General features: G+C 73.1%; 27 protein-coding genes. 13 read left to right on the top strand and 14 right to left on the bottom strand.

The features are described from left to right. Positions 1–78: 78 nt before the first annotated feature. On the top strand, positions 79–1,359 hold the full coding sequence (locus IG63_RS0110780; RefSeq protein ID WP_211249279.1) for an HAD family hydrolase: 1,281 nt from the start codon (positions 79–81) through the stop codon (positions 1,357–1,359). On the opposite strand, the gene IG63_RS0110775 is transcribed toward IG63_RS0110780, so the two are convergent. From IG63_RS0110775 to IG63_RS0110760, 4 genes are read right to left on the bottom strand one after another with little or no spacing between them, the layout of a single operon-like run. Beyond that, complete coding sequence (locus tag IG63_RS0110775) at positions 1,356–2,150, bottom strand: class I SAM-dependent methyltransferase (RefSeq protein ID WP_030484378.1); 795 nt, start codon at positions 2,148–2,150, stop codon at positions 1,356–1,358. The genes IG63_RS0110780 and IG63_RS0110775 overlap by 4 nt on opposite strands. Next, entirely contained in the window at positions 2,147–4,516 is a 2,370-nt protein-coding gene (locus IG63_RS0110770; protein WP_030484377.1) for an ATP-binding cassette domain-containing protein, read from the bottom strand. The genes IG63_RS0110775 and IG63_RS0110770 overlap by 4 nt, the downstream gene beginning before the upstream one ends. A 35-nt stretch (positions 4,517–4,551) precedes the next feature. Beyond that, a complete protein-coding gene (locus tag IG63_RS0110765) occupies positions 4,552–5,346 on the bottom strand; it encodes an alpha/beta fold hydrolase (RefSeq protein ID WP_030484376.1) in 795 nt (264 codons plus the stop codon). Further along, complete coding sequence (locus IG63_RS0110760; protein WP_036195056.1) at positions 5,343–5,867, bottom strand: winged helix-turn-helix transcriptional regulator; 525 nt, start codon at positions 5,865–5,867, stop codon at positions 5,343–5,345. Before IG63_RS0110760 ends, IG63_RS0110765 begins: the two co-directional genes overlap by 4 nt. A 64-nt stretch (positions 5,868–5,931) precedes the next feature. On the opposite strand from IG63_RS0110760, the gene IG63_RS0110755 reads away from it, so the two are divergent. Continuing rightward, entirely contained in the window at positions 5,932–6,402 is a 471-nt protein-coding gene (locus tag IG63_RS0110755; RefSeq protein ID WP_036195053.1) for a PaaI family thioesterase, read from the top strand. 3 nt (positions 6,403–6,405) lie between these two features. On the opposite strand, the gene IG63_RS0110750 is transcribed toward IG63_RS0110755, so the two are convergent. After that, on the bottom strand, positions 6,406–6,960 hold the full coding sequence (locus tag IG63_RS0110750) for an AAA family ATPase (RefSeq protein WP_036195051.1): 555 nt from the start codon (positions 6,958–6,960) through the stop codon (positions 6,406–6,408). 126 nt (positions 6,961–7,086) lie between these two features. On the opposite strand from IG63_RS0110750, the gene IG63_RS0110745 reads away from it, so the two are divergent. The 3 genes from IG63_RS0110745 (at position 7,087) to IG63_RS0110735 (ending at position 9,111) form a co-directional block, all read left to right on the top strand. Next, complete coding sequence (locus tag IG63_RS0110745) at positions 7,087–8,160, top strand: alpha/beta fold hydrolase (protein WP_030484372.1); 1,074 nt, start codon at positions 7,087–7,089, stop codon at positions 8,158–8,160. 61 nt (positions 8,161–8,221) lie between these two features. Then, positions 8,222–8,548, top strand: coding sequence for a hypothetical protein (locus IG63_RS0110740; RefSeq protein ID WP_030484371.1), 327 nt, complete (start codon positions 8,222–8,224; stop codon positions 8,546–8,548). A gap of 20 nt (positions 8,549–8,568) precedes the next feature. Beyond that, positions 8,569–9,111: a DUF3887 domain-containing protein gene (locus IG63_RS0110735; protein WP_051706558.1), complete on the top strand. Its 543-nt coding sequence runs from the start codon at positions 8,569–8,571 to the stop codon at positions 9,109–9,111. Positions 9,112–9,125: 14 nt separating this feature from the next. Here the strand turns inward: IG63_RS0110735 and IG63_RS0110730 are convergent, their stop codons facing one another. The 3 genes from IG63_RS0110730 to IG63_RS0110715 all read right to left on the bottom strand — a co-directional run bounded on the left by IG63_RS0110730 (position 9,126) and on the right by IG63_RS0110715 (position 11,022). Next, complete coding sequence (locus IG63_RS0110730; RefSeq protein WP_030484369.1) at positions 9,126–10,004, bottom strand: aldo/keto reductase; 879 nt, start codon at positions 10,002–10,004, stop codon at positions 9,126–9,128. A 252-nt stretch (positions 10,005–10,256) separates the two neighbouring features. Then, positions 10,257–10,556, bottom strand: a complete 300-nt coding sequence (locus IG63_RS0110720; protein WP_030484368.1) for a YiaA/YiaB family inner membrane protein — start codon at positions 10,554–10,556, stop codon at positions 10,257–10,259. Positions 10,557–10,635: 79 nt separating this feature from the next. Further along, positions 10,636–11,022, bottom strand: a complete 387-nt coding sequence (locus IG63_RS0110715; protein ID WP_245604392.1) for a DUF5709 domain-containing protein — start codon at positions 11,020–11,022, stop codon at positions 10,636–10,638. A 34-nt stretch (positions 11,023–11,056) separates the two neighbouring features. Between IG63_RS0110715 and IG63_RS0110710 the strand changes: the two genes are divergently transcribed. Further along, a complete protein-coding gene (locus tag IG63_RS0110710; protein ID WP_030484366.1) occupies positions 11,057–11,587 on the top strand; it encodes a GNAT family N-acetyltransferase in 531 nt (176 codons plus the stop codon). 21 nt (positions 11,588–11,608) lie between these two features. Here the strand turns inward: IG63_RS0110710 and IG63_RS0110705 are convergent, their stop codons facing one another. The 3 genes from IG63_RS0110705 to IG63_RS0110695 form a co-directional block, all read right to left on the bottom strand. Next, a complete protein-coding gene (locus tag IG63_RS0110705; protein ID WP_036195048.1) occupies positions 11,609–13,315 on the bottom strand; it encodes an alkaline phosphatase D family protein in 1,707 nt (568 codons plus the stop codon). Between the two features lie 42 nt (positions 13,316–13,357). Beyond that, a complete protein-coding gene (locus IG63_RS0110700) occupies positions 13,358–14,437 on the bottom strand; it encodes a TerC/Alx family metal homeostasis membrane protein (protein WP_245604391.1) in 1,080 nt (359 codons plus the stop codon). 213 nt (positions 14,438–14,650) lie between these two features. Then, the gene (locus IG63_RS0110695; RefSeq protein ID WP_030484363.1) at positions 14,651–15,667 is read right to left on the bottom strand and encodes a zinc-dependent alcohol dehydrogenase family protein; all 1,017 of its coding nucleotides are present in this window, start codon (positions 15,665–15,667) and stop codon (positions 14,651–14,653) included. A gap of 55 nt (positions 15,668–15,722) precedes the next feature. Here IG63_RS0110695 and IG63_RS0110690 point away from each other — a divergent pair, with 55 nt between their 5' ends. From IG63_RS0110690 to IG63_RS0110675, 3 genes are read left to right on the top strand one after another with little or no spacing between them, the layout of a single operon-like run. Then, positions 15,723–17,249 carry a UDP-N-acetylglucosamine 1-carboxyvinyltransferase gene (locus IG63_RS0110690; RefSeq protein WP_030484362.1) on the top strand — a complete coding sequence of 509 codons (1,527 nt, stop codon included), beginning with the start codon at positions 15,723–15,725 and terminating at the stop codon, positions 17,247–17,249. A 32-nt stretch (positions 17,250–17,281) separates the two neighbouring features. After that, positions 17,282–17,881, top strand: coding sequence for a DUF1684 domain-containing protein (locus IG63_RS0110685; RefSeq protein ID WP_211249278.1), 600 nt, complete (start codon positions 17,282–17,284; stop codon positions 17,879–17,881). Between the two features lie 15 nt (positions 17,882–17,896). Next, a complete protein-coding gene (locus IG63_RS0110675; RefSeq protein ID WP_157210106.1) occupies positions 17,897–18,094 on the top strand; it encodes a hypothetical protein in 198 nt (65 codons plus the stop codon). Between the two features lie 609 nt (positions 18,095–18,703). Here the strand turns inward: IG63_RS0110675 and IG63_RS23830 are convergent. After that, positions 18,704–19,990 carry a cytochrome P450 gene (locus IG63_RS23830; RefSeq protein ID WP_030484360.1) on the bottom strand — a complete coding sequence of 429 codons (1,287 nt, stop codon included), beginning with the start codon at positions 19,988–19,990 and terminating at the stop codon, positions 18,704–18,706. A gap of 55 nt (positions 19,991–20,045) precedes the next feature. On the opposite strand from IG63_RS23830, the gene IG63_RS0110665 reads away from it, so the two are divergent. Further along, a complete protein-coding gene (locus IG63_RS0110665; protein ID WP_030484359.1) occupies positions 20,046–20,864 on the top strand; it encodes a helix-hairpin-helix domain-containing protein in 819 nt (272 codons plus the stop codon). Here IG63_RS0110665 and IG63_RS20655 read toward each other — a convergent pair. Next, positions 20,837–21,091: a TFIIB-type zinc ribbon-containing protein gene (locus IG63_RS20655; RefSeq protein ID WP_036195045.1), complete on the bottom strand. Its 255-nt coding sequence runs from the start codon at positions 21,089–21,091 to the stop codon at positions 20,837–20,839. The two genes, IG63_RS0110665 and IG63_RS20655, sit on opposite strands and share 28 nt — an antisense overlap. A gap of 83 nt (positions 21,092–21,174) precedes the next feature. Between IG63_RS20655 and IG63_RS0110655 the strand changes: the two genes are divergently transcribed. The 3 genes from IG63_RS0110655 to IG63_RS0110645 all read left to right on the top strand — a co-directional run bounded on the left by IG63_RS0110655 (position 21,175) and on the right by IG63_RS0110645 (position 24,055). Continuing rightward, positions 21,175–22,035 carry a glycerophosphodiester phosphodiesterase family protein gene (locus IG63_RS0110655; RefSeq protein ID WP_084596942.1) on the top strand — a complete coding sequence of 287 codons (861 nt, stop codon included), beginning with the start codon at positions 21,175–21,177 and terminating at the stop codon, positions 22,033–22,035. Positions 22,036–22,042: 7 nt separating this feature from the next. Next, positions 22,043–23,425 carry an MFS transporter gene (locus tag IG63_RS0110650; protein WP_245604390.1) on the top strand — a complete coding sequence of 461 codons (1,383 nt, stop codon included), beginning with the start codon at positions 22,043–22,045 and terminating at the stop codon, positions 23,423–23,425. 243 nt (positions 23,426–23,668) lie between these two features. Continuing rightward, on the top strand, positions 23,669–24,055 hold the full coding sequence (locus IG63_RS0110645; protein WP_030484356.1) for an RNA polymerase-binding protein RbpA: 387 nt from the start codon (positions 23,669–23,671) through the stop codon (positions 24,053–24,055). Here the strand turns inward: IG63_RS0110645 and IG63_RS0110640 are convergent. Beyond that, positions 24,052–24,525, bottom strand: coding sequence for an FxsA family protein (locus tag IG63_RS0110640; protein ID WP_030484355.1), 474 nt, complete (start codon positions 24,523–24,525; stop codon positions 24,052–24,054). The two genes, IG63_RS0110645 and IG63_RS0110640, sit on opposite strands and share 4 nt — an antisense overlap. Position 24,526 lies beyond the last annotated feature (1 nt).

Here is a 24,526-nt window from a genome sequence, read left to right as displayed (position 1 = left end):
CATCGTGTGCGACGGTGCCTGTGACCGCGCTCACCACTCGGGAGGTCAAGGATGCGCCGACGGAGCAGGACCGCACTCGTGCTCGCCAGCCTGGTGGCGATGGTCGCCGGCGTGCTCGCCGCACCACCGGTGTCGGCCTTCCCGGCGCCGGCCACCAGACCCGGCCACGCCCGGGACTGTCCGCAGCTGCGCCTGGCCGACGACTGGTACGGCGACAACGCGGCGCTCATCCAGCGGGCGATCGACCGGGCGGGGCGCTGTGGGCGGAAGCACGGGGGTCGCCCGGAGCCGCGGCCCTACGCCGTCTTCGACTTCGACAACACCCTGATCAAGAACGACATCTCCGACCAGACGATCTTCTGGATGCTGCGGCACGACAAGATCCTGCAGCCCGAGCGGCGCGACTGGCGCACCACGAGCCGCTTCATGACCGACGCCGGCGCCGCCGCGCTGCGCGAGGCGTGCGGTCACCTCGCCCGTCCCGGCACTCCCCTGCCGACCAGCACCGACGTCCGGTGTGCCGACGAGATCCTCTCGGTCCGCACCGAGGAGACCACCACCGACGGCGAGGAGGTCTTCGCCGGCTACCACCACCGCCGGATGCAGGGCATGTACGCCTGGGTCGGCCAGGTCCTGCGGGGCTACCGCCCCGCGGAGGTACGCCGCATCGCGGCGCAGGCGCGCCGAGCGGCGCTGCGAGCCCCGGTCGGAGCCACCCAGCAGGTCGGCTCGACCCGGCAGACCGCCTGGATCCGCTACTACCCGCAGATGCGCGACCTGGTCCGGACCTTGCAGCGGGCCGGCATCGAGCCGTGGATCGTCTCCGCCTCCCCGAAGGAGTTCGCCGACGTCTGGGGTGCCGGCATCGGCATCGACCGGGCGCACACCATCGGCGTCTCGCAGCTGACCACGCGCGGGCGGCTCAACGGGCACCTCGAGGGCTGCGGCGGCATCCCCGACGGGGCCGACACGATCATGACCTACGTCGACGGCAAGCGCTGCTTCGTCAACAAGCGGGTGCTCGGGGTGAAGGGCCCCCGCGCGCTGCGGCCGATGCCGCGGGCGCTGCGCCCCGTCGTCGCCGGCGGCGACGCCACCACCGACGTCTCGATGCTGCAGGACGCCACCGGCGTGCACGTGGTGCTCAACCGCAACGGCGAGGAGCTGATGTGCGTGGCCTACGACGACGCCGACGGTCGCTGGGCGGTCAACCCGATGTTCATCCAGCCGCTGCCGCGGCGCGCCGAGCCCTACCCCTGCTCGACGACGGCGTACACCACCGCCGCCGGCGACCCGGCACCCGTGCGCCGCCGCGACGGCTCGGTGATCCCGGACCAGGACGACACCGTCTTCGGCTAGTCGCCCACCCGGCACAGCAGCTCGCCGTGGAGCAGCGAGAACCAGCCGTCGGGGTGCACGGACCACTCTCGCCACGCGGCGCTGACGGCCTGCAGCTCGGCCCGGGTCGCGTGGCCCTCGTCGACGAGCTGGCGGGCGAGTGCCGACTCCAGGATGCGGTCGGCCCACATCCCGCCCCAGTAGGCGCGATCGTCGGGGGTGGCGAAGCACCAGGTGCTCGACGAGGGCGTCACGTCGTCGAGACCGGCCGCGTGGGCCCAGGCGATCAGCCTGCGGCCGGCGTCGGGCTCGCCCCCGTTGGCCCGGGCGGCGAGCTGGTAGAGCCGCATCCACTCGTCCAGCTCGGGCAGCCGCGGCCACCAGGCGAAGCCGGCGTAGTCGCTGTCGCGCACCGCGACCAGCCCGCCGGGCCGGGTGACGCGCGACAGCTCGCGCAGCGCCCGCACCGGGTCGGCGACGTGCTGCAGCACCTGGTGCGCGTGCGCCACGTCGTACGACGCGTCGGCGAAGGAGAGCGCGTGCACGTCCTCGACCGAGAAGTCCACGTGCGCGAGGCCGCGGGCGGCCACGGTCTCGCGCGAGAGCGCGAGCTCGCGCTCCCCCACCTCCGTGGCGGTGACGTGGGCGACGCGCTCGGCGAGGTCGGCGGTGATGGTGCCAGGGCCCGCGCCGACATCGAGCACCCGGTCGCCGGGTCGCAGGTGGGGCAGCAGGTGGGCCGCGGAGTTGTCGGCCGTGCGCCAGCGGTGCGAGCGCAGCACCGACTCGTGGTGGCCGTGGGTGTAGCTCACGCCACCACGCCCGCGCCGACGTACGCCGCGAGGTGCTGCCCGGTGAGCGTCGAGGCGTCGGCGACGAGGTCGGCCGGCGTGCCCTCGAAGACCACCCGGCCGCCGTCGTGCCCGGCGCCGGGGCCGAGGTCGATGACCCAGTCGGCGTGGGCCATCACGGCCTGGTGGTGCTCGATGACGATCACCGACCTGCCGCCGTCGACCAGCCGGTCGAGCAGGCCCAGCAGGTTCTCGACGTCGGCGAGGTGCAGGCCGGTGGTCGGCTCGTCGAGCACGTAGACCTCCCCCTTCTCCGACATCTGCGACGCGAGCTTGAGCCGCTGGCGCTCGCCGCCCGACAGCGTCGTCAGCGGCTGCCCCAGCGTCAGGTAGCCGAGGCCCACGTCGACCAGCCGCTCGAGGATCTTGTGCGCGGCGGGGGTCCTGGCCTCGCCCTCGGCGAAGAAGGCCTCGGCCTCCTGCACCGACGTGCCCAGCACCTCGGCGATGTTGCGGCCGCCGAAGGTGTAGTCGAGCACCGAGGCCTGGAAGCGGCGTCCCTCGCACTCCTCGCACGGCGACTCCACCGTCGCCATCACCCCCAGCTCGGTGAAGATGACCCCGGCGCCCTTGCAGGCCGGGCAGGCCCCCTCGGAGTTGGAGCTGAAGAGCGCCGGCTTCACGCCGTTGGCCTTGGCGAAGGCCTTGCGGATCGGGTCGAGCAGGCCGGTGTAGGTCGCCGGGTTGCTGCGGCGCGAGCCCTTGATCGCGGCCTGGTCGATCACCACGACCTCGTCGCGCGCGGCCAGCGAGCCGTGGATGAGCGAGCTCTTGCCCGATCCGGCGACGCCGGTGACCGCGCAGAGCACGCCGAGCGGCACGTCGACGTCGACGTCCTGCAGGTTGTGCGTGCCCGCCCCGCGGATCTCGAGCCGCCCCGACGGCTCCCGGACCTGGTCCTTGACCCGCGCCCGGTCGTCGAGGTGCCGCCCGGTCACGGTGTCGCTGGCTCGCAGGCCCGCGACGTCGCCCTCGAAGCAGATGCTCCCGCCGCTCGCGCCCGCGCCCGGCCCGAGGTCGACGACGTGGTCGGCGATCGCGATCGTCTCGGGCTTGTGCTCGACGACCAGCACGGTGTTGCCCTTGTCGCGCAGCCGCAGCAGCAGGCTGTTCATCCGCTCGATGTCGTGGGGGTGCAGCCCGATCGTGGGCTCGTCGAAGACGTAGGTGACGTCGGTGAGCGAGGACCCCAGGTGGCGGATCATCTTGGTGCGCTGGGCCTCACCGCCCGACAGCGTGCCGGCCGGCCGGTCGAGCGAGAGGTAGCCGAGCCCGATGTCGGCGAAGGAGTCGAGCAGGTGCTGCAGCCCGGCCAGGAGCGGCGCCACGCCCGGCTCGTCGACCTCGCGCATCCACCCGGCCAGGTCGCTGATCTGCATCTGGCACAGCTCGGCGATGTTCTTGCCCCGGATCCTCGACGAGAGTGCCTCCTGCGTCAGCCGCGTGCCGCCGCAGTCGGGGCAGGTCTGGAAGGTGATCGCGCGCTCCACGAAGCGGCGCACGTGCGGCTGCATCGCGTCGACGTCCTTGGAGAGCATCGACTTCTGGATCTTGGGGATGACGCCCTCGTAGGTGAGGTTGATGCCCTCGACCTTGATCTTGACCGGCGGGGAGTACAGCAGCGTGTCGAGCTCCTTCGCGGTGAACTTCGCGATGGGCTTGTCCATCGGCAGGCCGGCCCCGCTGAAGATCCGGCCGTACCACCCGTCCATCGAGTAGCCGGGCACGGTCAGCGCCCCGTCCTCCAGCGACCTGGTCTCGTCGTAGACCGCGGTGAGGTCGAAGTCGCTGACGCTGCCCATGCCCTCGCAGCGCGGGCACATCCCGCCCTGGTAGACCGCGTCCTTGACGACGCTCTTCTCCTCGCGGCCGCCCTTCTCGGTCTTCATGACGCCACTGGCGGTGCGGGTGGGCACGTTGAAGGCGAAGGCCGTGGGCGGGCCGATGTGGGGCTGCCCGATCCGGCTGAAGAGGATGCGCAGCATGGCGTTGGCGTCGGTCGCCGTGCCCACCGTCGAGCGCGGGTTGGCGCCCATCCGCTCCTGGTCGACGATGATCGCGGTGGTCAGGCCCTCGAGGTGGTCGACCTCGGGCCGCGCCAGCGACGGCATGAAGCCCTGCAGGAAGGCGCTGTAGGTCTCGTTGATGAGGCGCTGCGACTCCGCGGCGATGGTGGCGAAGACCAGCGAGCTCTTGCCCGAGCCGGAGACGCCGGTGAAGACCGTGAGCCGGCGCTTCGGCAGCTCGACGCTGACGTCCTTGAGGTTGTTCTCCCGCGCTCCCTGCACCCGGATCAGGTCGTGGCGGTCTGCGGTGTGCTGCTGCATGGGGGTCACAGTAGGTCCGACCAGTGACGCCGCGACTACTCAGCGGTGAGGAAGACCTTCAGTGCCGAGACGAAGGCCTCGGGCTGCTCGGAGTGCACCCAGTGTCCGGCGTCCTTGAGCGTCACCGCCCGGGTGCGGGGGAAGAGCCGCCGCATCTGCGGGCCGTGCTCCGGGAGGACGTAGTCGGAGCGCTCCCCCGCCACCCAGAGCACCGGGTGGTCGAAGACGCCCCCGACCTCGGGGAAGCCGCCGATCGTCGGCAGCTCCCGGCGCAGCAGCGCGAGGTCGGGCTGCCAGGCGAAGCCGTCGCCGCGGGCCCGCAGGTTGGTGAGCAGGAAGTGCCGCACGCCGTCGTCGGGGATCGGCTCGCGCAGCTGCTCCTCGGCCTCGCGCCGGCTGCCGATCGACGTCAGGTCGACCGCGGCCAGGCTGTCGAGGAGGTGCTCGAACTGGCCGACGCCGCTGCTGGCGACGGGTGAGATGTCGGCGACGACCAGCCGGTCGACCAGCTCGGGGTGCCGCAGCGCGAGCACCATCGCGACCTTGCCGCCCATCGAGTGACCCACCAGGTGCACCGGCGCGTCGGCCGCCGGCCCGTCGCGCAGCCAGTCGGCGACGCGGTCGGCGACGGCGACGTAGTCGGCCGTGCCGAGCCACTCCGAGCGCCCGTGGTTGGGCAGGTCGACCAGCACCGAGCGGAGCTCCGGCTGCAGGCCGCGCGCCACCTTGCTGAAGTTGCGGCCCTGGCCGAAGAGGCCGTGCAGGAAGACGACGGTGGGTCCGCTCTCGCCCACGGTGGTGCTGTGGATCCCGGGCTGCTCCTCGCTCACGTGCCGGACCCTACGGCCGGCCCCTCCGTGCCGACCCTCTGGGCGCCCGGGCCTGGTCGCGCTGCCACCTGGCGCAGGTCGTCGAGCCGGTGGCCGGCGTCGCACTCGAGCACCGCGGAGACCGGCTCGCCGCACTCGCGGTGGCGGAACTCCACGGCCGGTCCCTCCGGGTCGGCGTAGTAGCGGGCGCCCCAGGTCGCGAGGGCCACGAGGAAGGGGTAGAGGTCGAAGCCCTTCTCGGTGAGCTGGTACTCGTGGCGCTCCCGCTCCCCCGCGCGCTGGTAGGGCACCCGTCGCAGCACGTCGTGCTCCACCAGCAGCGCCAGCCGGTCGGAGAGCACCTGGCGCGAGAGCCCCGCGTGGCGCTGCATGTCGTCGAAGCGGCGGACGCCGTTGAAGACCTCGCGCAGCACCACCAGCGACGCCCGCTGCCCGACGATGCCGAGGGCGCGCTCGACCTGGCAGTTGGCGGTCGACCAGTCGAGCGCCGGGGGCCGCTCCCCCGTCGTGGTCGTGTCCATCGCCACATCCTAGCCCACCTGGGTCTGGTTGACAGACCCAGATGGCCGGCGCCAGGCTGGGCCCATGACGCAGACGCGGATCGACCTCGAGCAGCTGGCCGCGATGACCGGGCGCGAGCAGCTCGAGGCCATGCTCGACGGGCGCCTGCCCCCCGCGCCGATCGGCCTGCTGGTCGGCCTGGTCGACTTCGAGGTGCGCGCCGAGGGCGCCGTGGCGGTCTCCCTCGTGCCGCGGCCCGAGCACTACAACCCGATCGGCACGGTGCACGGCGGCATCCACTCCACGCTGCTCGACACCGCCGCCGCGTGCTCGGTGCACAGCACCCTGGCCCCCGGCGAGCGCTACACCAGCCTCGACCTGACGGTGAAGTTCCTCAGGCCGGTCACCGTCGAGACCGGTCGCGTGACGGCGCTCGGCGAGGTGCTCCAGCGCGGTCGGCGCACGGCGCTGGCCCAGGCGCAGCTGCGCGACGAGGCCGGCAGGCTGCTCGCCCACGCCACCTCCAGCTGCCTGATCGTCCCCCCGGCCGGGTAGTCGTCACCCGATGCGACGCACCGCCTCCACCAGGGCGGCGTACGTCGCGTCGGCGTCGCCCTCGGTGCTCGTCACCACGACCGCGTCGGGCCTGGCCCGCACCAGCGCGTCCAGCTGCGCGACGTACCCGTCCAGCAGGCGGTCGCCGCCCTGCGCCCGCACGATCTCGCGCACCTCCTCGTGCCACGGGTCGCCCGCGGCACCGCGCCGCCCGAAGCGCGCCACGGCGTCGTCCGCGGCGTCCACCAGCACGACCTCGACCCAGCGAGCGCCCACCTCGTGCACGGCGGCCTCGAAGGTCGCGAGCTCGGCGGGGTCGGCCAGCAGCTGCGGCAGCACGACGTCGCCGCTGTGCCGGAGGTACGCCGTCACCAGCGCCCGCGCCGCCCGGCGCACCAGTCCCCCGGCGCGCGGGAAGTCCTCGCGCCAGCCCCCGACGAAGGTGCGCAGCACGTCGACGTCGCAGCACAGCGTGCCCGGGTGATCCTCCGCCCAGCGCCGGGCGAGGGTCGACTTGCCGATCCCCGGCGGCCCGTTGAGGTGCAGCAGCGTGCTCACCGGCCGACCCTCGCACGGCACGCCCGGCGGGCCGCGCGCAACCGTCCGACCGGAGGGGGGCGTGTCGCGGCGCCGCGGTCTACGTTGGGCCGCACGCCGACGTCGTCGTACCCCGAGGAGTGCCCCATGCCGCTGGACAACCCCTTCTACACCGCCGAGCAGCAGGGCGACTACGAGCTCGTCTCACTCGGTCGCTTCGAGCTGGAGGAGGGCGGCGTGATCAATGACCTGCAGCTCGCCGTGGCCACCTACGGCGAGCTCAACGAGGCCAAGGACAACGCCATCCTGGTGCCCACCTGGTTCTCCGGCACGCACGCGACCTGGTGGCAGGTCTACCTCGGGGAGGGTCGGGCGCTGGACCCCTCGCAGTACTTCATCGCCGTGGTCAACCAGATCGGCAACGGCCTCTCCACCTCGCCGCACACCACCGACGACCCCTCGATCGCGATGTCGCGCTTCCCCCACGTGCGGATCGGCGACGACGTCCGCGCGCAGGAGCAGCTGCTGCGCGAGCACTTCGGCATCGACCGGCTCGCCCTGGTGGTCGGTGGCTCGATGGGGGCCCAGCAGACCTGGGAGTGGGCCGTGCGCTTCCCCGACAAGGTGCTGCGCGCGGCGCCGATCGCGGGCACGGCGCAGAACACGCCGCACGACTTCCTCTACACCCAGACCCTGATGGACGCCATCACCAGCGACCTGGGCTGGGCCGGCGGTGAGTACGCCGCGCACACCGACGTCGCAGCGGGCCTCGCGCGCCACGCCGACATCTGGGCCGTGATGGGACTGACCACCGACTTCTGGAAGACCGAGTTCTGGCGCGGGATCCCGCCCGTCGTCGAAGGTCTGGGCTGGGAGACCTTCGAGGAGTTCCAGCAGAACTTCACCCGGCTGCTCTTCGGCCTGATGGACCCCAACGCGCTGCTGACGATGGGGTGGAAGTGGCAGCGCGGCGACGTCGCCCGCCTCGCGGGCGGCGACCTGGCCGCGGCCCTGGGGCGCATCACCGCGAAGGTCTTCGTGATGCCGATCGAGCAGGACATGTTCTTCCCGCCCCGTGACTGCGAGGCCGAGCAGCGGCTCACGCCCGGAGCCGAGCTGCGGGTGCTCCACAGCATCGCCGGTCACTTCGGGCTCTTCGGCTTCGAGCCGTCCTACCTCGACGAGGTCGACTCGCACCTCAAGGAGCTGCTCGCCACCTGAGGCATGACATCTGTCAACACTTGGTTGACACTTGGGGCCGCCGCCGACGAGCCTGGCGGGCATGACGTCACGCGTGCTGACCGACCTCGCGGTGGCCGCCGTCATGACGGCGGTCGTCGCGCTGCTCTCGGGTGCCGGCTGGGCGGGGTGGCTGATCGGCGCGGTCTACGCGCTGGCGCTCGCCGTCGGCGTGTGGGTCAGCAGCGCCCCCCGCCTGGCCGACTGGACCCTGCGACCCTCGTCGTACGCCGCGGCCGCCGCGGTGGCTCTGGTCGTCGGCACGTCGGCCTGGTGGCTCACGGGCGCGGACAACGCGTCCTGGTGGGGCGTCGGCGTGGTGCTCGGCATCGCGCTCTCGGCCGGCACGACGGCGTCGGCACGACGGTGACACGACCACCGCTCGATCCGGTGGCCGAGGCCGCCGCCCGGCTGGAGGTCGCGCGCCGCGACCTGCAGCAGGCCGTCGACGGGGCGCGCGCCGAGGGCGCCTCGTGGGCCGACGTCGGACGGACCCTCGGCATCAGCAGGCAGGCCGCCTTCAAGCGGTTCGGCCGCCCTCGCGACCCACGGAACGGAGCCCCCATGACCACCCGCTCGCTCGACCACGTGCCCGACCTCACCGAGGAGGTCTTCCTCCGGATCGCCGCGGGCGACTACGCCGCCGTACGACGCCGGATGCCCGACGAGGTCGCCGCCCAGCTGACCGAGGAGGCGGTGATGGGCACCTGGACCCGGGTGGTGGGCTCCGTCGGCGAGCTGGAGGGCTTCTCCGGCACCACGGTCGACCTCGGTGACGGCAGCACCGACCACGAGTCCTTCGGCGTCGTCGTCGGCGACACGACGCTGCGCCACGAGGCGGGCGAGCTGCGCGGCCGGGTCGCGCTCGACGAGCACGACCGCGTCGTCGGCCTGCTCGTCGTCCCGCTGGGGACCACCGACCTGCCCTTCTGAGGCGCCGGGACCGATCAGGCGTCGAGCGCGGCGAGCTCCTCGGGCGTCAGCTCCAGCGAGGCCGCCGCGGCCGAGTCGGTGACCGACTGGGGCCGCTTGGCGCCGGGGATGGGGATCACGCGGGGCGACTGCGCGAGCTCCCAGGCCAGCGCCACCTGCTGCGGGCTGACCCCGCGCGCCTGCGCCACCTCGGCGAAGGCAGGGTGCTTCTCCGCCAGCGCCTTGGCGTCGCCCAGGCCGCCCAGCGGGCTCCACGGGAGGAAGGCGAGCCCGAGCTCCTCGCACACCGCGATCTCGGGGGCGCTGGAGCGGAAGGCGGGCGAGAACTGGTTCTGCACGCTCACCAGCGCGTCGCCCAGGATGCCGTGCGCGAGGCGGATCTGCTCCGGGTCGGCGTTGGAGAGACCGACCATGCGCACCTTGCCGGACTCGTGGACCTCGCGCAGGGTCTGCGCCACCTCCTCGTACGGCACGGCCGGGTCCGGGCGGTGGTGCTGCCACAGCGAGATCTGCTCGACGCCCAGGCGCTCGAGCGAGCGGTCGACCGCGGAGCGCAGGTGCTCCGGGGAGGAGTCGAGGTCCCACGAGCCCCCCTCGCCGCGGGTGTGCCCGGCCTTCGTGGCGAGGAGCACCTGGTCGCGCACGCCGAGCTCGTCGAGCAACGAGGCGACGAGGCGCTCGTTCTGCCCCATGGCGTCCGCCCCCTGTTCGCCGTGGCCGTAGGCGTCGGCGGTGTCGAGGAGGGTGACCCCCGCGTCCAGTGCCGCACGCACGGTGGCGAGGAGCTGGTCGCGCGGCGCCTGGCCGTCCTGGTCGAAGGTCATGCACCCCAGTCCGACGGCGCCCACGCGGACGCGCCCGACGGTGTCGTTGCCGATCTCTCGTGTCTGCACGCCAGGCACGTGCCCAGCCGCGCGCAGGTCACGCCTGGCGGGCCGGGATCCGCCACCAGCCGCGGTAGACCCACCGGGCCCCGTCCCATTCGAAGTGGTGCACGGTGTCGGTGGTGTTGCTGAAGGCGCGCTGGCCCACGTAGCTCCCCCGTCGGGTCCCCGGGCCGCCGAGTCGGCGTCCACGGGATCCGGCTGTCACCGGGGCGGGCGGCCCCGGGTCGATCCGCAGCACGGTGCTCTCCGCCAGGACCGTCAGGAGACGGCGCGGAAGGGGTCGTGCTCGGCGAGGATCCGCTCGACGCGTGCGGCGTCGAGGCGGGCCATGACGGCGGCCGACTCCTGGGCGTCGCGCACGACCTTGGCCAGCGTGAAGGTCGAGGTGGTGAGGAACAGCGCGCCCAGCGCCAGGAAGGCACGCTCCCAGGCACCGACGTCGAGGTTCCACACCCCCACGACCATGGCCAGGAGCGCCACCGCGAAGGAGACGCCGGCCATCACGAAGAAGGCCGTGGTGTTGCCGGCACTGCCGGACTTCTGGTTGCTCTCGCTCATGCCGCCACGCTGCCGCCTCAGGCAGGCGTGGGGCCTCCGCGCTCCTACTCAGACGGACGCCGCGGCGTACTCAACCCGGCTACTCCTCGATGGTGTGCATCGCGGCCTCCTCGGCGCTGGCGCCGGCGCCGTCGATGCCCTCGTCGTGCCCCACCAGCTCGGACTCCACGTCGTCGCCGAGCCCCTCGTCGCTCGCGGTGAGCCGGCCGGTGCGCTCGCCGCCGACCTCGCCGCCGACGTCACCGTCACGGATGTCGTCGGGGCCGTCCTGGGCCGCTTCCTCGGCGTCGACCCAGACCTCCGGCTCCTCGTCGGCGAGCCGCTCGTCGAGCGACTCCCCGCCCTCGGGGTGCTTGAGGTGGTCCGGCTCCCGCTCCGGCGGCGAGTAGCCCTCGTCGAGCACGTCGTCGACGCCCCGGTCGTCCAGGGTGTCCTCGGGCTGCAGCTGGTCTCCGCTCATGCTCATGGAGCACCCGTACCCAGGCCCTAGGCTCGGTCACGTGCCCCTGGTCAGAGCCGCGGACCTCGACCGCGACGTCGAGCCCTGCCGCGCGATCTACGCGCACTACGTCGAGCACACCGTGGTCAGCTTCGAGACCGAGGCGCCCTCCGCCGCCGAGATGCGGGAGCGCATGGCCGCCGCCGTGCGCAGCCACGCCTGGCTGGTCGCCGAGGACGACGGCGGCGAGGTCGTCGGCTACGCGTACGGCGCCCCTCACCGTGCTCGGGCCGCCTACCGCTTCCTCACCGAGGTGTCGGTCTACGTTGCCCCCGGCCACGAGCGGCGCGGCCTGGGCCGGGCTCTCTACGACCCGCTCCTCGGCCGGCTGCGGCAGCGGGGCTACCGCACCGCGGTCGCCGGCATGACGCTGCCCAACCCGGGCAGCCAGGGGCTCCACGCCTCGCTGGGCTTCAGCGTCATCGGCACCTTCCGCCGTGCCGGGTGGAAGCACGGCGCCTGGCGCGACACGGGCTGGATGGAGCTCTCGCTGGTCGACGACCCCGACGGCCCGCCCGCCGAGCTCACCTGAGCGAGACCGCTCGGGCGAGACCTAGGCGCGCAGGTCGACCTCGCAGACGCGTCGCAGCGTCGGGGCGGCCGGGTCGTCGCCGACGTCGCCCGTGGCCCACCACAGCGAGAGCCCGGTGTCGGTGACCTCGGCGGTGGCCAGGTTGTTGTCGAACCACGGACCGCGCAGGCGCTTCCAGCGCAGCGGCGGCGAGTGCACGTGCGCCGAGCGGATCGCCAGCCGGCCGAGCGCGCCCGCGACGCCGTACGACAGCACCGCCGTGACGAAGCGCATCCGCCGCGGCAGCGGGTTGCGGATCGGCGAGCAGACCAGCTGCAGCACGCGGCTGCGGAGCCGTCGGTGGTCGCCGCGGTCGAGCCGGGTGACCTCGGAGACGTAGCTGTGGTGCACGTCGCCGGAGAGGAAGCAGATCGTGCGCGGCGGCGTGCCACGCTCACCCGAGGCGACCTGGATGACCATCTCCGCGACCCGTCGGAAGGAGTCCTGGAAGGCGCCCCAGTGCTCCAGGTCGACGCCCTGGCGGGCCTTCTCCCCCAGCGCGCCCATGCGCGGCCCCCAGGCGCCGTCGGCGAGAGCCTCGCCGAACGCCTCGAGGTGCTGCAGGCCGGGCGGCAGCAGGAAGGGCAGCGAGGTGCCGACGAAGAGGTGCTCGACGTCGCCGGTCAGCTGCTCGTCGAGCCAGGCCAGCTCGGCGTCGTCGAGCATCGCGCGGTGCTCGGGGTCGAGCACGCGGGCGGCGCGGGAGTCGATCACCACCAGGCGGCTCCCCTCGAGCTCGCGCGCGTGGCTCCAGCGATAGGTCTCCGGCTCCTGGTCGACGCGCTCGGCCAGCCCGTCGAGCACGTCGGTGAGGTCGAGCTCGTCGTCGCCCTCGTGGGGGAGCACCATCCGCCACACCTCGTCGGCCGCGCGCTCGGCCGGCGAGAGGTTGCCCAGGTGCTGGTAGACCCAGTACGACGCGAGCCCGGCGACGATGCGCCCGTGCCACCAGCTGGTGGCCTCCATCTCGTCCTTCCACGCCTGCGAGGTGTTCCAGTCGTCGCGCACGTCGTGGTCGTCGAAGATCATCGAGCTGGGCAGCGTCGAGAGCAGCCAGCGGTTGGCCGGGTCGCTCCACGCCAGCAGGTAGAGGTGGGCGTACTCCTCGAAGTCCTTCAGCTCGGTCCACGGCGGCTCCTCGAGCGAGCGGCGCGAGGCGATGAAGTCGCGCATCTCCTCGGTGGTCTCGTCGGCGTAGACCTGGTCGCCCAGCAGCACCAGCAGGTCGGGCCACGGGTGGGAGGTGTCGGCCGCCATGTCGAGGGCGTAGGCACGCATCGCGTCGACGCCGTGCTGCTTGTTGCCCGCCTCGTCGTGCGGCACCGAGGTCCGGCAGGAGCCGAAGGCGAGCCGGGGGTGCTTGCCCGGACGCAGCGTGCTCACGACCGACGCCGGCAGCTCGACGTCGCCGACGCTGACGGGCTGCTCCGGCGGCCACACCTGGTGGGCGTCGCCGCCGGGCGCGGCCAGCGAGACGGTGTACGGCGTGACGGTGCCGGGCTCGAGCCCCTCGAGCCCGACCAGCGCGTAGTGGTGGCCGTGCACCGCGAAGGTGCGCGCCTGCGCCGACACCTCACCGGCGGCGACGGTGACGACGCAGTCGCCGGCGACCTCCACCCAGACCGCCGCGCAGTCGCGGTCGGTGTGTCGCAGCAGGGGTCCGAGGACGAGCGTGGGGGTGGTGGGCACGCACCGTTTCTACACCCCGGCGCGAGCCCACGCCCCCGGCGGTCAGCCCCGCTCCGCGGCTCCGACCGCCTCGTCGTCGAGCCCGTCGTGGCGCCCACCATCGTGCTCGGCGTCGTCCTGCCCGCCGTTGCGACGGTTGGCCAGCAGGCTGGTCACCGTGACCACGACGAGGATCGCCAGGATCACCAGCAGCGAGGTCACGTTGCCGATCTCCGGCAGCGGGAAGGCGTCGCCCCAGACCAGGTGGCCCCAGTGGATGACGAGCTTGGTGCCGATGAAGAAGAGGATCAGCGAGAGGCCGAAGCCCAGGTGCGTGAGCTTGCCGAGCGCGCCCTCGAGCACGAAGTAGAGCGCTCGCAGACCCAGCAGCGCGAAGGCGTTGGTGGCGAAGACCAGGAAGGGGTCCTCGGTGATGCCGTAGACCGCGGGCACCGAGTCGACGGCGAAGACCAGGTCGGCGCCCAGCACCGCCACGACGACGAGCGCGAAGGGGGTCAGCGCGCGCTTGCCGGCCAGCGTCGCGGTCATCCGGGGTCCCTCGTAGTCCTCGGTGACGGGCATGAAGCGTCGCGCCAGGCGCACGCTCCTGATCTGGGAGACGTCGATCTCCTTCTCCTCGTCCTTCAGCTCGTCGAGCAGCAGCTTCAGGCCGGTGAGCAGCAGGATGAGCCCGAAGACGAGGAAGGCGGCGTCGAAGTAGCTGAGGGCGGCGGCCCCGAGCGCGATGAAGACCGCGCGCATCACCAGCGCGCCGATGATGCCGTAGAGCAGCACCCGCTGGCGCAGCTCCTCGGGCACCGCGAAGGCCGTGAGCAGCAGCATGAAGACGAAGAGGTTGTCGACCGAGAGCGACTTCTCCACGAGGTAGCCGGTCAGGTAGTCGACGCCGGTCGACGCGCCGTACTGCTGCCACAGCCAGGCGCCGAAGCCCAGCGGCAGCGCGACGTAGAAGACCGACCAGCCGACGGCCTCCTTCATCTTCACGGCGTGGGGTCGCCGGGTCAGCAGGAAGTCGACGAGCAGCAGCAGGACGACCGCGCCGATCGTGACCGTCCACAGCAGCGGCGTGGCGATCGAGGGGCCGGGGTCGGCGGGGGCGCCGGCGGCAAGGGGCAGCAGCACGAGGTGGGTACCTCCTGGTCGGGGCCGCGCGTCGCGGCCGGGATCAGGTCTCCCTCACCCGGTACCCCGTGTGGTCACGGCGTCTCCGGGCGGACGGCCGAGGAGCCGTCTGGCTCCGTAGTGACCGGTCGTCGCTTGGCGAGGTACTCCCCCGCCGGCAATTCTACGGGAGGACGCCCAGATAGTTGAATCGGCCACGAGACACCGCTGACGTCAGGGCCTCAACAGCACCTTGATCGCCCGGCGCTCGTCCATGGCGGCGTACGCCGCGGCGACCTCGTCGAGCGGCAGCTCCAGGTCGAAGACGGGGCCGGGGTCGATGGTGCCGCTGACGACGAGCTCGGTGAGCTCGGGCAGGTAGTGGCGCACCGGCGCCATCCCGCCCCGCAGCCCGACGTTGCGCCGGAACATGGTGCGGATCGGCACCTCGACCCCGTGCGGCACGCCGACGAAGCCGACCGTCGAGCCCGGCCGGGCGCACCCGAAGGCCTGCTCCATGGCGGGTCCGTTGCCGACGCACTCCAGCACGGCGTCGGCGCCGACGCCGTCGGTGAGGTCGAGGATCCGGGCGACGCCCTCCTCGCCGCGCTCCTCGACCACGTGGGTCGCGCCGAAGCGGCGGGCCACCTCCTGGCGCTCGGGGTGGCGCGACATCGCCACGACCCGCTCCGCGCCGAGCTCGACCGCGGCGAGGACGCCGCACAGCCCGACCGCGCCGTCGCCGACGACGACGACCGTGTCGCCGGGGCCGACCCCCGCCGAGACCGCGCAGTGCCACCCGGTCGGCAGCACGTCGGAGAGCGTCAGCACCCCGGCGACCAGGTCCTCGCGCGGGGCCTCGGGCAGCTTCCACAACGAGCCCTCGGCCTGGGTGACGCGGGCCAGCTCGCCCTGCCCGCCCTGGGTGACGCCCAGGTGGTCGCAGGCCGAGGTCATCCCGGCACGGCAGTGCGGGCAGGTGTTGTCGCTGTGGCAGAAGGGCACGACGACGAAGTCGCCGGGGGCGAAGCTGCGCACCTCGCTGCCGACCTCGGCGACGACGCCCACGCACTCGTGCCCGATCGGGTCGCCGGGCGTGATGGGGTTCTCGCCCCGGTAGGGCCAGAGGTCGGAGCCGCACACGCACGCGGCGGTGACCTGGACGATGGCGTCGGTGGGCGCCTGGACGGTGGGGGCGGGGCGGTCCTCGAGCCTGATGTCGCGGACGCCGTGCAACGTGGTGACCTTCACGACACGCAGCCTGGCAGATGATGCGTTATCTCATATCTGAGATACGGTCTCGGGCGTGACTGAGGACTACCTGGCCCGCATCGGCACCCTGATCCGCGACGCCCGCAAGCACCGCGGCTGGACCCAGGCGCAGCTCGCTACCGAGCTCGGCACCAGCCAGAGCGCCGTCAACCGGATCGAGCGCGGCCACCAGAACCTCTCGCTCGACATGCTCGCCCGCATCGGCGCGGCCCTCGACTCGCCGCTGATGAACCTCGGGCAGGGCCCGGTGCACCTGCGCGTGACCGGCCCCACCACGCTCTCGGGCTCCATCGACGTCAAGACCTCCAAGAACGCCGGGGTCGCGCTGCTGTGCGCCTCGCTGCTCAACCGCGGCCGCACCGTGCTGCGCCGGGTGGCGCGCATCGAGGAGGTCAACCGGCTGCTCGAGGTGCTCGACTCCATCGGCGTGCGCACCCGGTGGCTCAACGCCGACAACGACCTCGAGATCGTGCCGCCCGCCACGCTCGACCTCGGCGCGATCGACGAGACGGCCGCGCGGCGTACCCGGTCGATCATCATGTTCCTCGGCCCGCTGATGCACCGCCACAGCGACTTCGAGCTCCCCTACGCAGGCGGCTGCTCGCTGGGCACCCGCACCGTCGAGCCCCACATGACCGCGCTGCGCCCCTTCGGCCTGGAGGTCAAGGCCACCGAGGGCAGCTACCACGCCAGCGTCTCCTCGGGCCTGGTCCCGGGTCGCCCGATCGTGCTGACCGAGCGCGGCGACACCGTCACCGAGAACGCCCTCATGGCCGCGGCGCTGTGCGACTCCACCACGGTGATCCGCAACGCCAGCTCCAACTACATGGTCCAGGACCTCTGCTTCTACCTGCAGAAGCTGGGCGTGCGGGTCGAGGGCGTCGGCACGACCACGCTGACCGTCACCGGCCGCAGCGAGATCGACGTCGACGTCGACTACGCCCCCAGCGAGGACCCCATCGAGGCCATGTCGCTGCTCGCGGCCGCCATCGTCACCGACTCCGAGATCACCGTGCGCCGGGTGCCGATCGAGTTCCTGGAGATCGAGCTCGCCGTGCTCGAGGAGATGGGACTGCGCTACACCCTCTCCGAGGAGTACGTCGCCGCCAACGGCCGCACCAGGCTGGCCGACCTCACCACGCAGCACTCGGTGCTGCACGCGCCGCTCGACAAGATCCACCCGATGCCCTTCCCGGGCCTCAACATCGACAACCTGCCCTTCTTCGCGGTCATCGCGGCGGTCGCCGAGGGCCAGACGATGCTGCACGACTGGGTCTACGAGAACCGCGCGATCTACCTCACCGAGCTCAACAAGCTCGGCGGCAAGGTCACGCTGATGGACCCCCACCGGGTGATGATCGAGGGCCCCACCCGCTGGTCGGGCACCGAGGTGGTCTGCCCGCCCGCGTTGCGCCCCGCCGTGGTCATCCTGCTCGCCATGCTGGCCTCCAAGGGCACCTCGGTGCTGCGCTCGACCTACGTCATCGCACGCGGCTACGAGGACCTCGCCGAGCGGCTCAACGAGCTCGGCGCCCAGATCGAGCTCTTCTCCGACCTCTGAGTCGACGCGGGCGACTGGGTACTACCGCCACCGTGGACGCCTTTGACGTGCGCGACTGGCGACGCCAGGTCTTCGCGCTGTACGCCGCCGTGCGCGCGGAGCCCGAGCCCGCCGCGGGGCACGACCTGTGGCGCCGGAGCCGCGACGAGCTCTTCCGCGACCACCCGGCGAGCCCGCTGCTCCCCGAGCAGCGGGCCGGCTTCGCCGGCCTCACCGTGGCGGCGTACGACCCGGCCTGGCGCTTCGAGGTCGAGGTACGACCCGCCGCGGAGGAGCGCTGGGACGCCCAGACCGGCACCGACGGGGTGGTCCCCTTCGAGCGCCTGGGCACGGTCTCCCTGCCGGGGGTCGGCGACCTCGACGTCTGGCGCCTGACGACCTACGGCGGCGGCCTCTTCGTGCCCCTCCGCGACGCCGGCTGCGGCCGTCCCGGTGGTGGCTACGGCGGCGGCCGCTACCTGCTCGACACGGTCAAGGGGGCCGACCTGGGGGGTGACGCCGACGGGCTCGTCGTCGACCTCAACTTCGCCTACCCGCCCTCGTGCGCCTACGACCCGTCCTGGGCCTGCCCCCTCCCCCCGCTCGGCAACCGCGTCGACACCGTCGTCCCGGTCGGGGAGCTGTACGACTGAGCCGCTAGGTCGTCCGTGACAGCCTGGTGCATGGGCTTCTGGATCTTCCTGGCCGTGCTCGGGCTCCTCGTCACCGGCGTGACGTGGCTCGCCGTCCGCGAGCGGCGCGCCGGCAAGCACCTCACCTGGGACCCCTACGCCTCCCGGGGCGACGCCGAGACGGAGTTCCGGATGCGCGAGGGCCCCGGCGGCACCTTCGGCGGAGGCCTCTGACCCACGCCCCTCCGTTCCTGGGTGGTCGAGGCGGTCGCGCACCTCCCCCGGGTGGTCGAGGAGGTCGCGCACGTCCCCCGGGTGGTCGAGGAGGTCGCGCAGCGACCGTCTCGAGACCCCGCAAGCCGGGCGACTCACCAGGTCTCGAGACAGGCGCTGCGCGCCTTCCTCGACCACCCGAGCCCAGGACTGCACACCCGCAGCGAGCCTCGTAGAGCCCGGCCGCCCTCTCCTGCCCCGGCTGGTCGAGGAGGTCGCGCAGCGACCGTCTCGAGACCCCGCAACCCGGGCGACTCACCCGGTCTCGAGACAGGCGCTGCGCGCCTTCCTCGACCACCCGAGCCCAAGGCTGCACACACGCAGCGAGCCTCGAAGGGCCTGGCCGCCCTCTCCTGCCCCCCGGGCGGTCGAGGAGGTCGCGCAGCGACCGTCTCGAGACCCCGCAACCCGGGCGACTCACGAGGTCTCGAGACAGGCGCTGCGCGCCTTCCTCGACCACCGGTGGGGCGCTGCGCGCCTTCCTCGACCACCGGTGGGGCGCTGCGCGCCTTCCTCGACCACCGGTGGGGCGCTCCCCGCCTTCCTGGGCCACCCGCGGCAACCGGTCGCTCAGGCGCGCACGGAGAGCCGCTGCAGGCCCCGGATGACGGTGGTGCTGCGGGGCACCGGGCGACCCGCGGCGCGCAGGTCGGGCCAGCGCTCCAGGAGGCTGCTCAGGGCGACCTCCCCCTCGAGCCGGGCCAGGGGTGCCCCGACGCAGTAGTGGGCGCCGCCGGAGAAGGCGAGCGACTCCGCGTCGGCGCGGCTCACGTCGAAGTCGGCAGGCCGGGGATGTCGCGCCGGGTCGCGGCCGGCCGCCCCGATCAGCACCAGCACCACCTGGTCGCGCCGCACCCGGTGGCCGGCGAGCTCGACCGGCTCGTGCGCCACGCGGCCCGTGAGCTGCACCGGGGGGTCGTAGCGCAGCGTCTCGGCGACCAGCCCCGGGGCGAGGCCTGCGGGGTCGCGGCGTACGGCGTCGAGCTGGTCGGGGTGGGCGAAGAGCGCACGCAGCGCGTTGCCGATGAGGTTGGTGGTGGTCTCGAAGCCGGCGAGCAGCAGCAGCTGCGCGAGCGAGACCACCTCCTCGGCCGTGGTCTCGCGGTCGTCGACCGCCACCAGCCGGCTCAGCAGGTCCTCCCCCGGGTCGCGGCGGCGCTCGGCGAGCAGCCGGTCGAAGAGCGCCTGCAGGTCCGCCTGCGCGCGGAGCAGCCGGTGGAGGTGGCGCACGGAGGAGACACCGTCGAGCGACGCCCCCAGTGTGCGCCCCCAGGCCGCGAAGCGGTGCTGCTCCTCGACGGGGATCGCCATCACGTCGCTGATCACCGCGATCGGGAGTGGGCTGGCGAAGGCGTCCATCAGGTCGGTCGCGCGACGCAGGTCGAGCCCGTCGAGGAGCCGGGCCGTGGTCGCCTCGACGGTCGGGCGCATCGCCTCCACCCGGCGGGCCGACAAGGCCGGGGTCGCGAGCCGCCGCAGCCGGGTGTGGTCGGGCGGGTCGAGCCCCAGGAGCGACAGGTCGAGGGTGTTGGTCTCGGCCTGCGCGTCGACCGGGCCGCCCGTGACGTCGAAGGGCTGCTGCCCGCTCGCGAGGCGTACGCCGAAGCGGCGGTCGCGCAGCACGGCCGCGCTCGTCGCGAAGTCGCTGCTCACCCAGGTCCCCGACCTGCTCCACACGAGCGGCCCCCGCTCGCGCACCGCGTCGTAGGTCTCGTAGGGGTCGTAGCGCCAGGGTGCCTGGAAGAGCCTGGCCACGGGGTCACCGGCGACGGCCAGGGCCAGCGTGCCGGCCCGCAGCACCGCCAGCCGGCGCCCCAGCTCGAGGTCGCTCCGCACCCGCCCCAGCAGCGCCGCCATGCCGCTAGCCTGCCGCACACCGGCAAGCCGGGACAGCACGACAGGAGCCGCCGCCATGATGATCCGCCCCGCCGAGCTCGCGGCGATCAGGACCGGTGAGGTCGACCTCGCCTTCCGACGGTGGGACCGGCCGCGCGTCCTGGTGGGCACCCGGCTGCGCACCGCGGTCGGCCTGGTGGAGGTCACGGCGGTCGAGCAGGTCGATCCGGCGGCCATCACCGAGGCGGAGGCCACCCGCTGCGGCGCCGCCTCCGCCGACGACGTACGCCGCGCGCTCGCCGCGAGGGCCGAGCGCCCGGCCTGGCGGGTGGGTCTGCGCTACGCCGGCCCCGACCCCCGCGCCGTCCTGCGCGAGCAGCCGCCCACCGCGGCCGAGCTGGAGGAGATCTGGCGCCGGCTGGAGCGGTTGGACCGCGCGTCCTCGTCGGGTCCGTGGACGAGCGAGACGCTCGCGCTGGTCGACCGGCACCCGGAGCGGCGTGCCCCCGAGCTCGCCGCGATGCAGGGCCGGGAGACCGCACCCTTCAAGCGCGACGTGCGCAAGCTCAAGGAGCTGGGGCTGACCGAGTCGCTCGCGATCGGCTACCGGCTCTCACCTCGCGGGGAGGCGGTGGTCGACGCGGCGCGCCGGGCGGCCGGCGGCCGGGCCCGGCGACGTCCGCCGCGGGTGGCGGGCACGCCCCTGCCGCGCGAGATCGGGGCGCCGGCGACGGCCGCGCTCCGCGCCGAGGGACTGGTGACGCTGGAGCGCGTCGCCGCCCGGACGCCCTCCGAGGTGGCGGGGCTGCACGGCGTCGGGCCGGTGGCCCTCACCCGGCTCGCCGCGGCGATCGAGGAGGCCGGGCTTCAGCCCTGGAAGAGCGACTCGACGTAGGACCGGGGTCGCGGCTTGGGGGCGGGCATGTCGGGCGTGATGCGCGGCAGCCGGGCCGTGTCGGTGGACCGGTAGGTGTGCCAGTCGGTCTCCGCCTCGATGAGGCTGCCGAGCTGGGCACGGTCGAGGAAGATGCCCTCGCAGCCGGCGCACTGACGCACCGTCACGCGGTCCTGGCTGCGGGTGGACATCTCTCCCTGGCAGGCGGGACAGGTGAGGTTGGCCATGTCCGCACCGTACTCCCCCGCGAGGCGCCGACCTGAGTTGCAACGCGGATGCCGGGCGGCGGTTCGCGCGCCAGGATCGTGGCATGGCTGTGGATACTGCCGACGTGAGAGACGTGGCCACCCCGACGACGGGCTACGCCTACCTCGACGCGGTGCACGACCAGCCCGGTGGCCGGTCGGCCGAGCGCCGCGGGGTGCTTGCGATGGCGCACCGCGGCGGCGCGCTGCACCCCGACCTGCTGGGCGCGGAGAACACGCTGCACGCCTTCCGGCACGCCTTCAGCCTCGGCTACCGCTACCTGGAGACCGACGTCCACGCGACCCGCGACGGGGCGGTGCTCGCCTTCCACGACGCCCGCCTCGACCGGGTCACCGACCACGCCGGACCGCTGTCGCTGCTGAGCGCGACCGAGGCCGACGCCGTGCGGATCGGAGGGCAGCACGCCGTGCCCCGGATGGAGCAGCTGCTCGAGGAGCTGCCGGAGGCCCGCTTCAACATCGACCTGAAGTCGCCCGGCGCGGTCGCCCCGCTGGCCGAGCTGCTCGACCGGACGCGCAGCCACGACCGGGTGTGCGTCGGGTCCTTCTCGCAGCGCCGGCTCGACGCCTTCCGCCGCGCCACCCGCGGCCGGGTCGCCACCTCGGCGTCCCCCGTCGAGGTCGCGCTCTTCCTGGGCTCGCCGTCGGGCCGCGCCGTGAGGCTGGCGACGCGTGGCCGGGTCGCGGCGCTGCAGGTGCCGCGGCGGCGCGGACCGGTGCCCATCGTCACGGCCGAGCTGGTGCGCCGGGCCCACGCGGCCGGCGCCCACGTGCACGTCTGGACGGTCGACGACCCGCAGGAGATGGTGGAGCTGCTCGACCTCGGGGTCGACGGCCTGATCACCGACCGGACCGACCTCCTCAAGGAGGTCCTGGTCGCCCGAGGACTCTGGAGTGCCCCGTGATGCACCCGTGAGCACCGAGCTGCCCATCGAGGCGCGTGACCTCACGCCCGTCGAGCGCCGCACCCAGCAGCGCGCCTGGAACTGGTACGACTGGGCCAACTCCGCCTACTACACGACCGTGCTCAGCGTGCTCTTCGGGCCGTACATGATAACGGTCGCGGGGCGGGCCGCGGGCTGCCCCGACCCCGACGAGGCGTGCAACCGCACCGTCAGCCTGCTCGGGCTCGACCTGGCCGCCGGCTCGCTGCCGAGCTACCTGACCAGCTTCGCCACGATCGCGGGCGCCTTCATCCTCCCGCTCGTGGGCGCCTGGGTCGACCGGTCGGCACGCAAGAAGGTCCACATGGCGACCTTCGCCTGGACCGGTGCCGGCTTCGCCTCGCTGCTGTTCTTCATGAAGGACGACAACTGGCAGCTCGGCGCGGTGGCCGTGGTCTGCAGCAGCGTGCTGGCGGGCTGCGCGATGGTGAGCTACTACGCGATCCTGGTCGACATCTCCACCGAGGACGAGCGCGACGCGGTCTCCTCCCGTGGCTGGGCCTTCGGCTACCTCGGCGGCGGGGTGCTGCTCCTGCTCAACCTCGTGGTGGTGCTGATGCCGGGCAGGTTCGGCATCGACACCGAGACGGCCGTGCGCCTCTCGATGCTCTCGGCGGCGCTGTGGTGGGCCGGCTTCACCGTCATCCCCTTCGTCCGGCTGCGCAACTACACCCCGGTCGCGGTCGTCGAGGTCGAGGGCGGCCTGGTGCGTCGCAGCTTCGGCCAGCTCGCCGACACCTTCCGCGACATGCGCAAGTACCCCATGACGCTGACGTTCCTGCTCGCCTACGTCTTCTACAACGACGGCATCCAGACCGTGATCTACGCCGCCTCCACCTACGGCCAGAAGCAGCTGGGCTTCGAGACCTCGGTCCTCATCGCCACCATCCTGCTGATCCAGTTCGTCGCCTTCGGCGGCGCGCTGGTCTTCGGCCGCCTCGCCGCCCGGTACGGCGCGTACCGCTGCATCCTCGTCGGCTGCTTCGGCTGGATGGCGATCGTGGTGGCGGCCCTCGCCCTCCCCGCGGGCAACCTCCCGCTCTTCCTGCTGGTCGCCGTGGCCATCGGCGTGGTCATGGGCGGCACCCAGGCGCTCTCGCGCTCCTTCTTCAGCCTGCTGATCCCCCGCGGGCGCGAGGGGGCCTACTTCAGCCTCTACAACGCCGCGGAGCGCGGCACGTCGTGGTTCGGGACGCTGCTCTTCGGCGTGGTCTTCCAGCTGACGGGGTCCTACCGTCCGGCGATCCTGGCCCTGATCGTCTTCTTCGTCCTCGGCGCCTTCTTCCTGTGGCGCCTCGACGCCGAGCGCGGCATCCGCGACGCCGGCAACCGCGTGCCGCGGGCGGTCTGAGCGGGTCGGGGTCCACTGGTCTACCCGCGATGTGTATCCGAGGGACGAAGCGGGAATCATGGTCCCCGTGTGTTCGTTGAACCGGACACCTGGTGCTCTCACGGCACCGGAGCACACGTGACGCACTCGGCTCATCGACGCCGTTCGCGTCGTCCCGCACAACCGCGGGAGACCCGCCACACCACCCAGCACCCGCACCGAGGGTCGGACCCCCTCGGCGGTGCAGATCTACGGAGGACACCCATGGCAGAGCGCACGCTGCGAGGAGCCCGGCTCGGCGGCCAGAGCTTCGAGGACGAGCGCGGCATCGAGTTCGCGGCCCGCCAGCAGGTCGGCTACGCCTGCGCCCGAGGCCACGAGTTCGAGATCACCATGTCGGTCGAGGCCGAGATCCCGGCCCTGTGGGAGTGCCCGCGCTGTGGCGCGGAGGCCCGTGCCACCTCGGGCATCGAGCCCGAGGTCAAGGCCGAGAAGCCCGCCCGCACGCACTGGGACATGCTCCTGGAGCGCCGCTCCGAGAAGGAGCTGGAGGAGATCCTGGCCGAGCGCCTCGAGCTGCTCCGCGGCGGCGAGATCGGCCCGGCGCACCTGCACCGCGCGAGCTCGCGCAAGCGCAAAGCCTCCGTCTAGGAGTCCTCAGCCCGACCGGGGTCGATGACCTCACCCTGCACCACGTCGCCCTCCGGGCGGCGTGGTGCTGTCGTGTACGCCGCCGTGAGCCGGCGGCTGATGAAGCCGGCGAGCAGCGCCCGGCCCACCGGACGGGTCACGGGCAGGATCATCAGCACCCCGAGCACGTCGGAGAGGAAGCCCGGCGTGATCATCAGCGTGCCGCCGATGAGGATCAGCACCCCGTCGGCGATCTCGCGGTGCGGCATCCGGCCCTCGCGCAGCGCCTGCTGCAGCGCGCGCCAGGCGCGTCCGCCCTCCCGCCTGACCAGCCAGCTGCCGACGACGCCCGAGGCCAGCAGCAGCAGGATCGTCCACCAGGGTCCCACCACCTGACCGACCTGGATGATCGTCCAGATCTCGACCAGCGGGACCACCACGAAGGCGATCCCGAGGAGCCACCAGGGGAAGCGGCGGGTGCGTGCGCTCATG

Source organism: Nocardioides aequoreus, from assembly GCF_000720335.1.
GTDB classification, from domain to species: Bacteria; Actinomycetota; Actinomycetes; order Propionibacteriales; family Nocardioidaceae; genus Marmoricola; species Marmoricola aequoreus.
Note: the sequence above shows the minus strand (reverse complement) of the source record. Positions and strands in the feature narration are given on the sequence as shown.

Excerpts from the sequence above, each read along its gene's own strand:
- IG63_RS0110770 (WP_030484377.1), bottom strand. The coding sequence starts at position 4,516 with ATGCAGCAGCACACCGCAGACCGCCACGACCTGATCCGGGTGCAGGGA.
- IG63_RS0110760 (WP_036195056.1), bottom strand. The coding sequence starts at position 5,867 with ATGGACACGACCACGACGGGGGAGCGGCCCCCGGCGCTCGACTGGTCG.
- IG63_RS0110755 (WP_036195053.1), top strand. The coding sequence starts at position 5,932 with ATGACGCAGACGCGGATCGACCTCGAGCAGCTGGCCGCGATGACCGGG.
- IG63_RS0110745 (WP_030484372.1), top strand. The coding sequence starts at position 7,087 with ATGCCGCTGGACAACCCCTTCTACACCGCCGAGCAGCAGGGCGACTAC.
- IG63_RS0110740 (WP_030484371.1), top strand. The coding sequence starts at position 8,222 with ATGACGTCACGCGTGCTGACCGACCTCGCGGTGGCCGCCGTCATGACG.
- IG63_RS0110720 (WP_030484368.1), bottom strand. The coding sequence starts at position 10,556 with ATGAGCGAGAGCAACCAGAAGTCCGGCAGTGCCGGCAACACCACGGCC.
- IG63_RS0110715 (WP_245604392.1), bottom strand. The coding sequence starts at position 11,022 with ATGAGCATGAGCGGAGACCAGCTGCAGCCCGAGGACACCCTGGACGAC.
- IG63_RS23830 (WP_030484360.1), bottom strand. The coding sequence starts at position 19,990 with ATGGCGGCGCTGCTGGGGCGGGTGCGGAGCGACCTCGAGCTGGGGCGC.
- IG63_RS0110665 (WP_030484359.1), top strand. The coding sequence starts at position 20,046 with ATGATGATCCGCCCCGCCGAGCTCGCGGCGATCAGGACCGGTGAGGTC.
- IG63_RS20655 (WP_036195045.1), bottom strand. The coding sequence starts at position 21,091 with ATGGCCAACCTCACCTGTCCCGCCTGCCAGGGAGAGATGTCCACCCGC.
- IG63_RS0110655 (WP_084596942.1), top strand. The coding sequence starts at position 21,175 with ATGGCTGTGGATACTGCCGACGTGAGAGACGTGGCCACCCCGACGACG.
- IG63_RS0110645 (WP_030484356.1), top strand. The coding sequence starts at position 23,669 with ATGGCAGAGCGCACGCTGCGAGGAGCCCGGCTCGGCGGCCAGAGCTTC.
- IG63_RS0110640 (WP_030484355.1), bottom strand. The coding sequence starts at position 24,525 with ATGAGCGCACGCACCCGCCGCTTCCCCTGGTGGCTCCTCGGGATCGCC.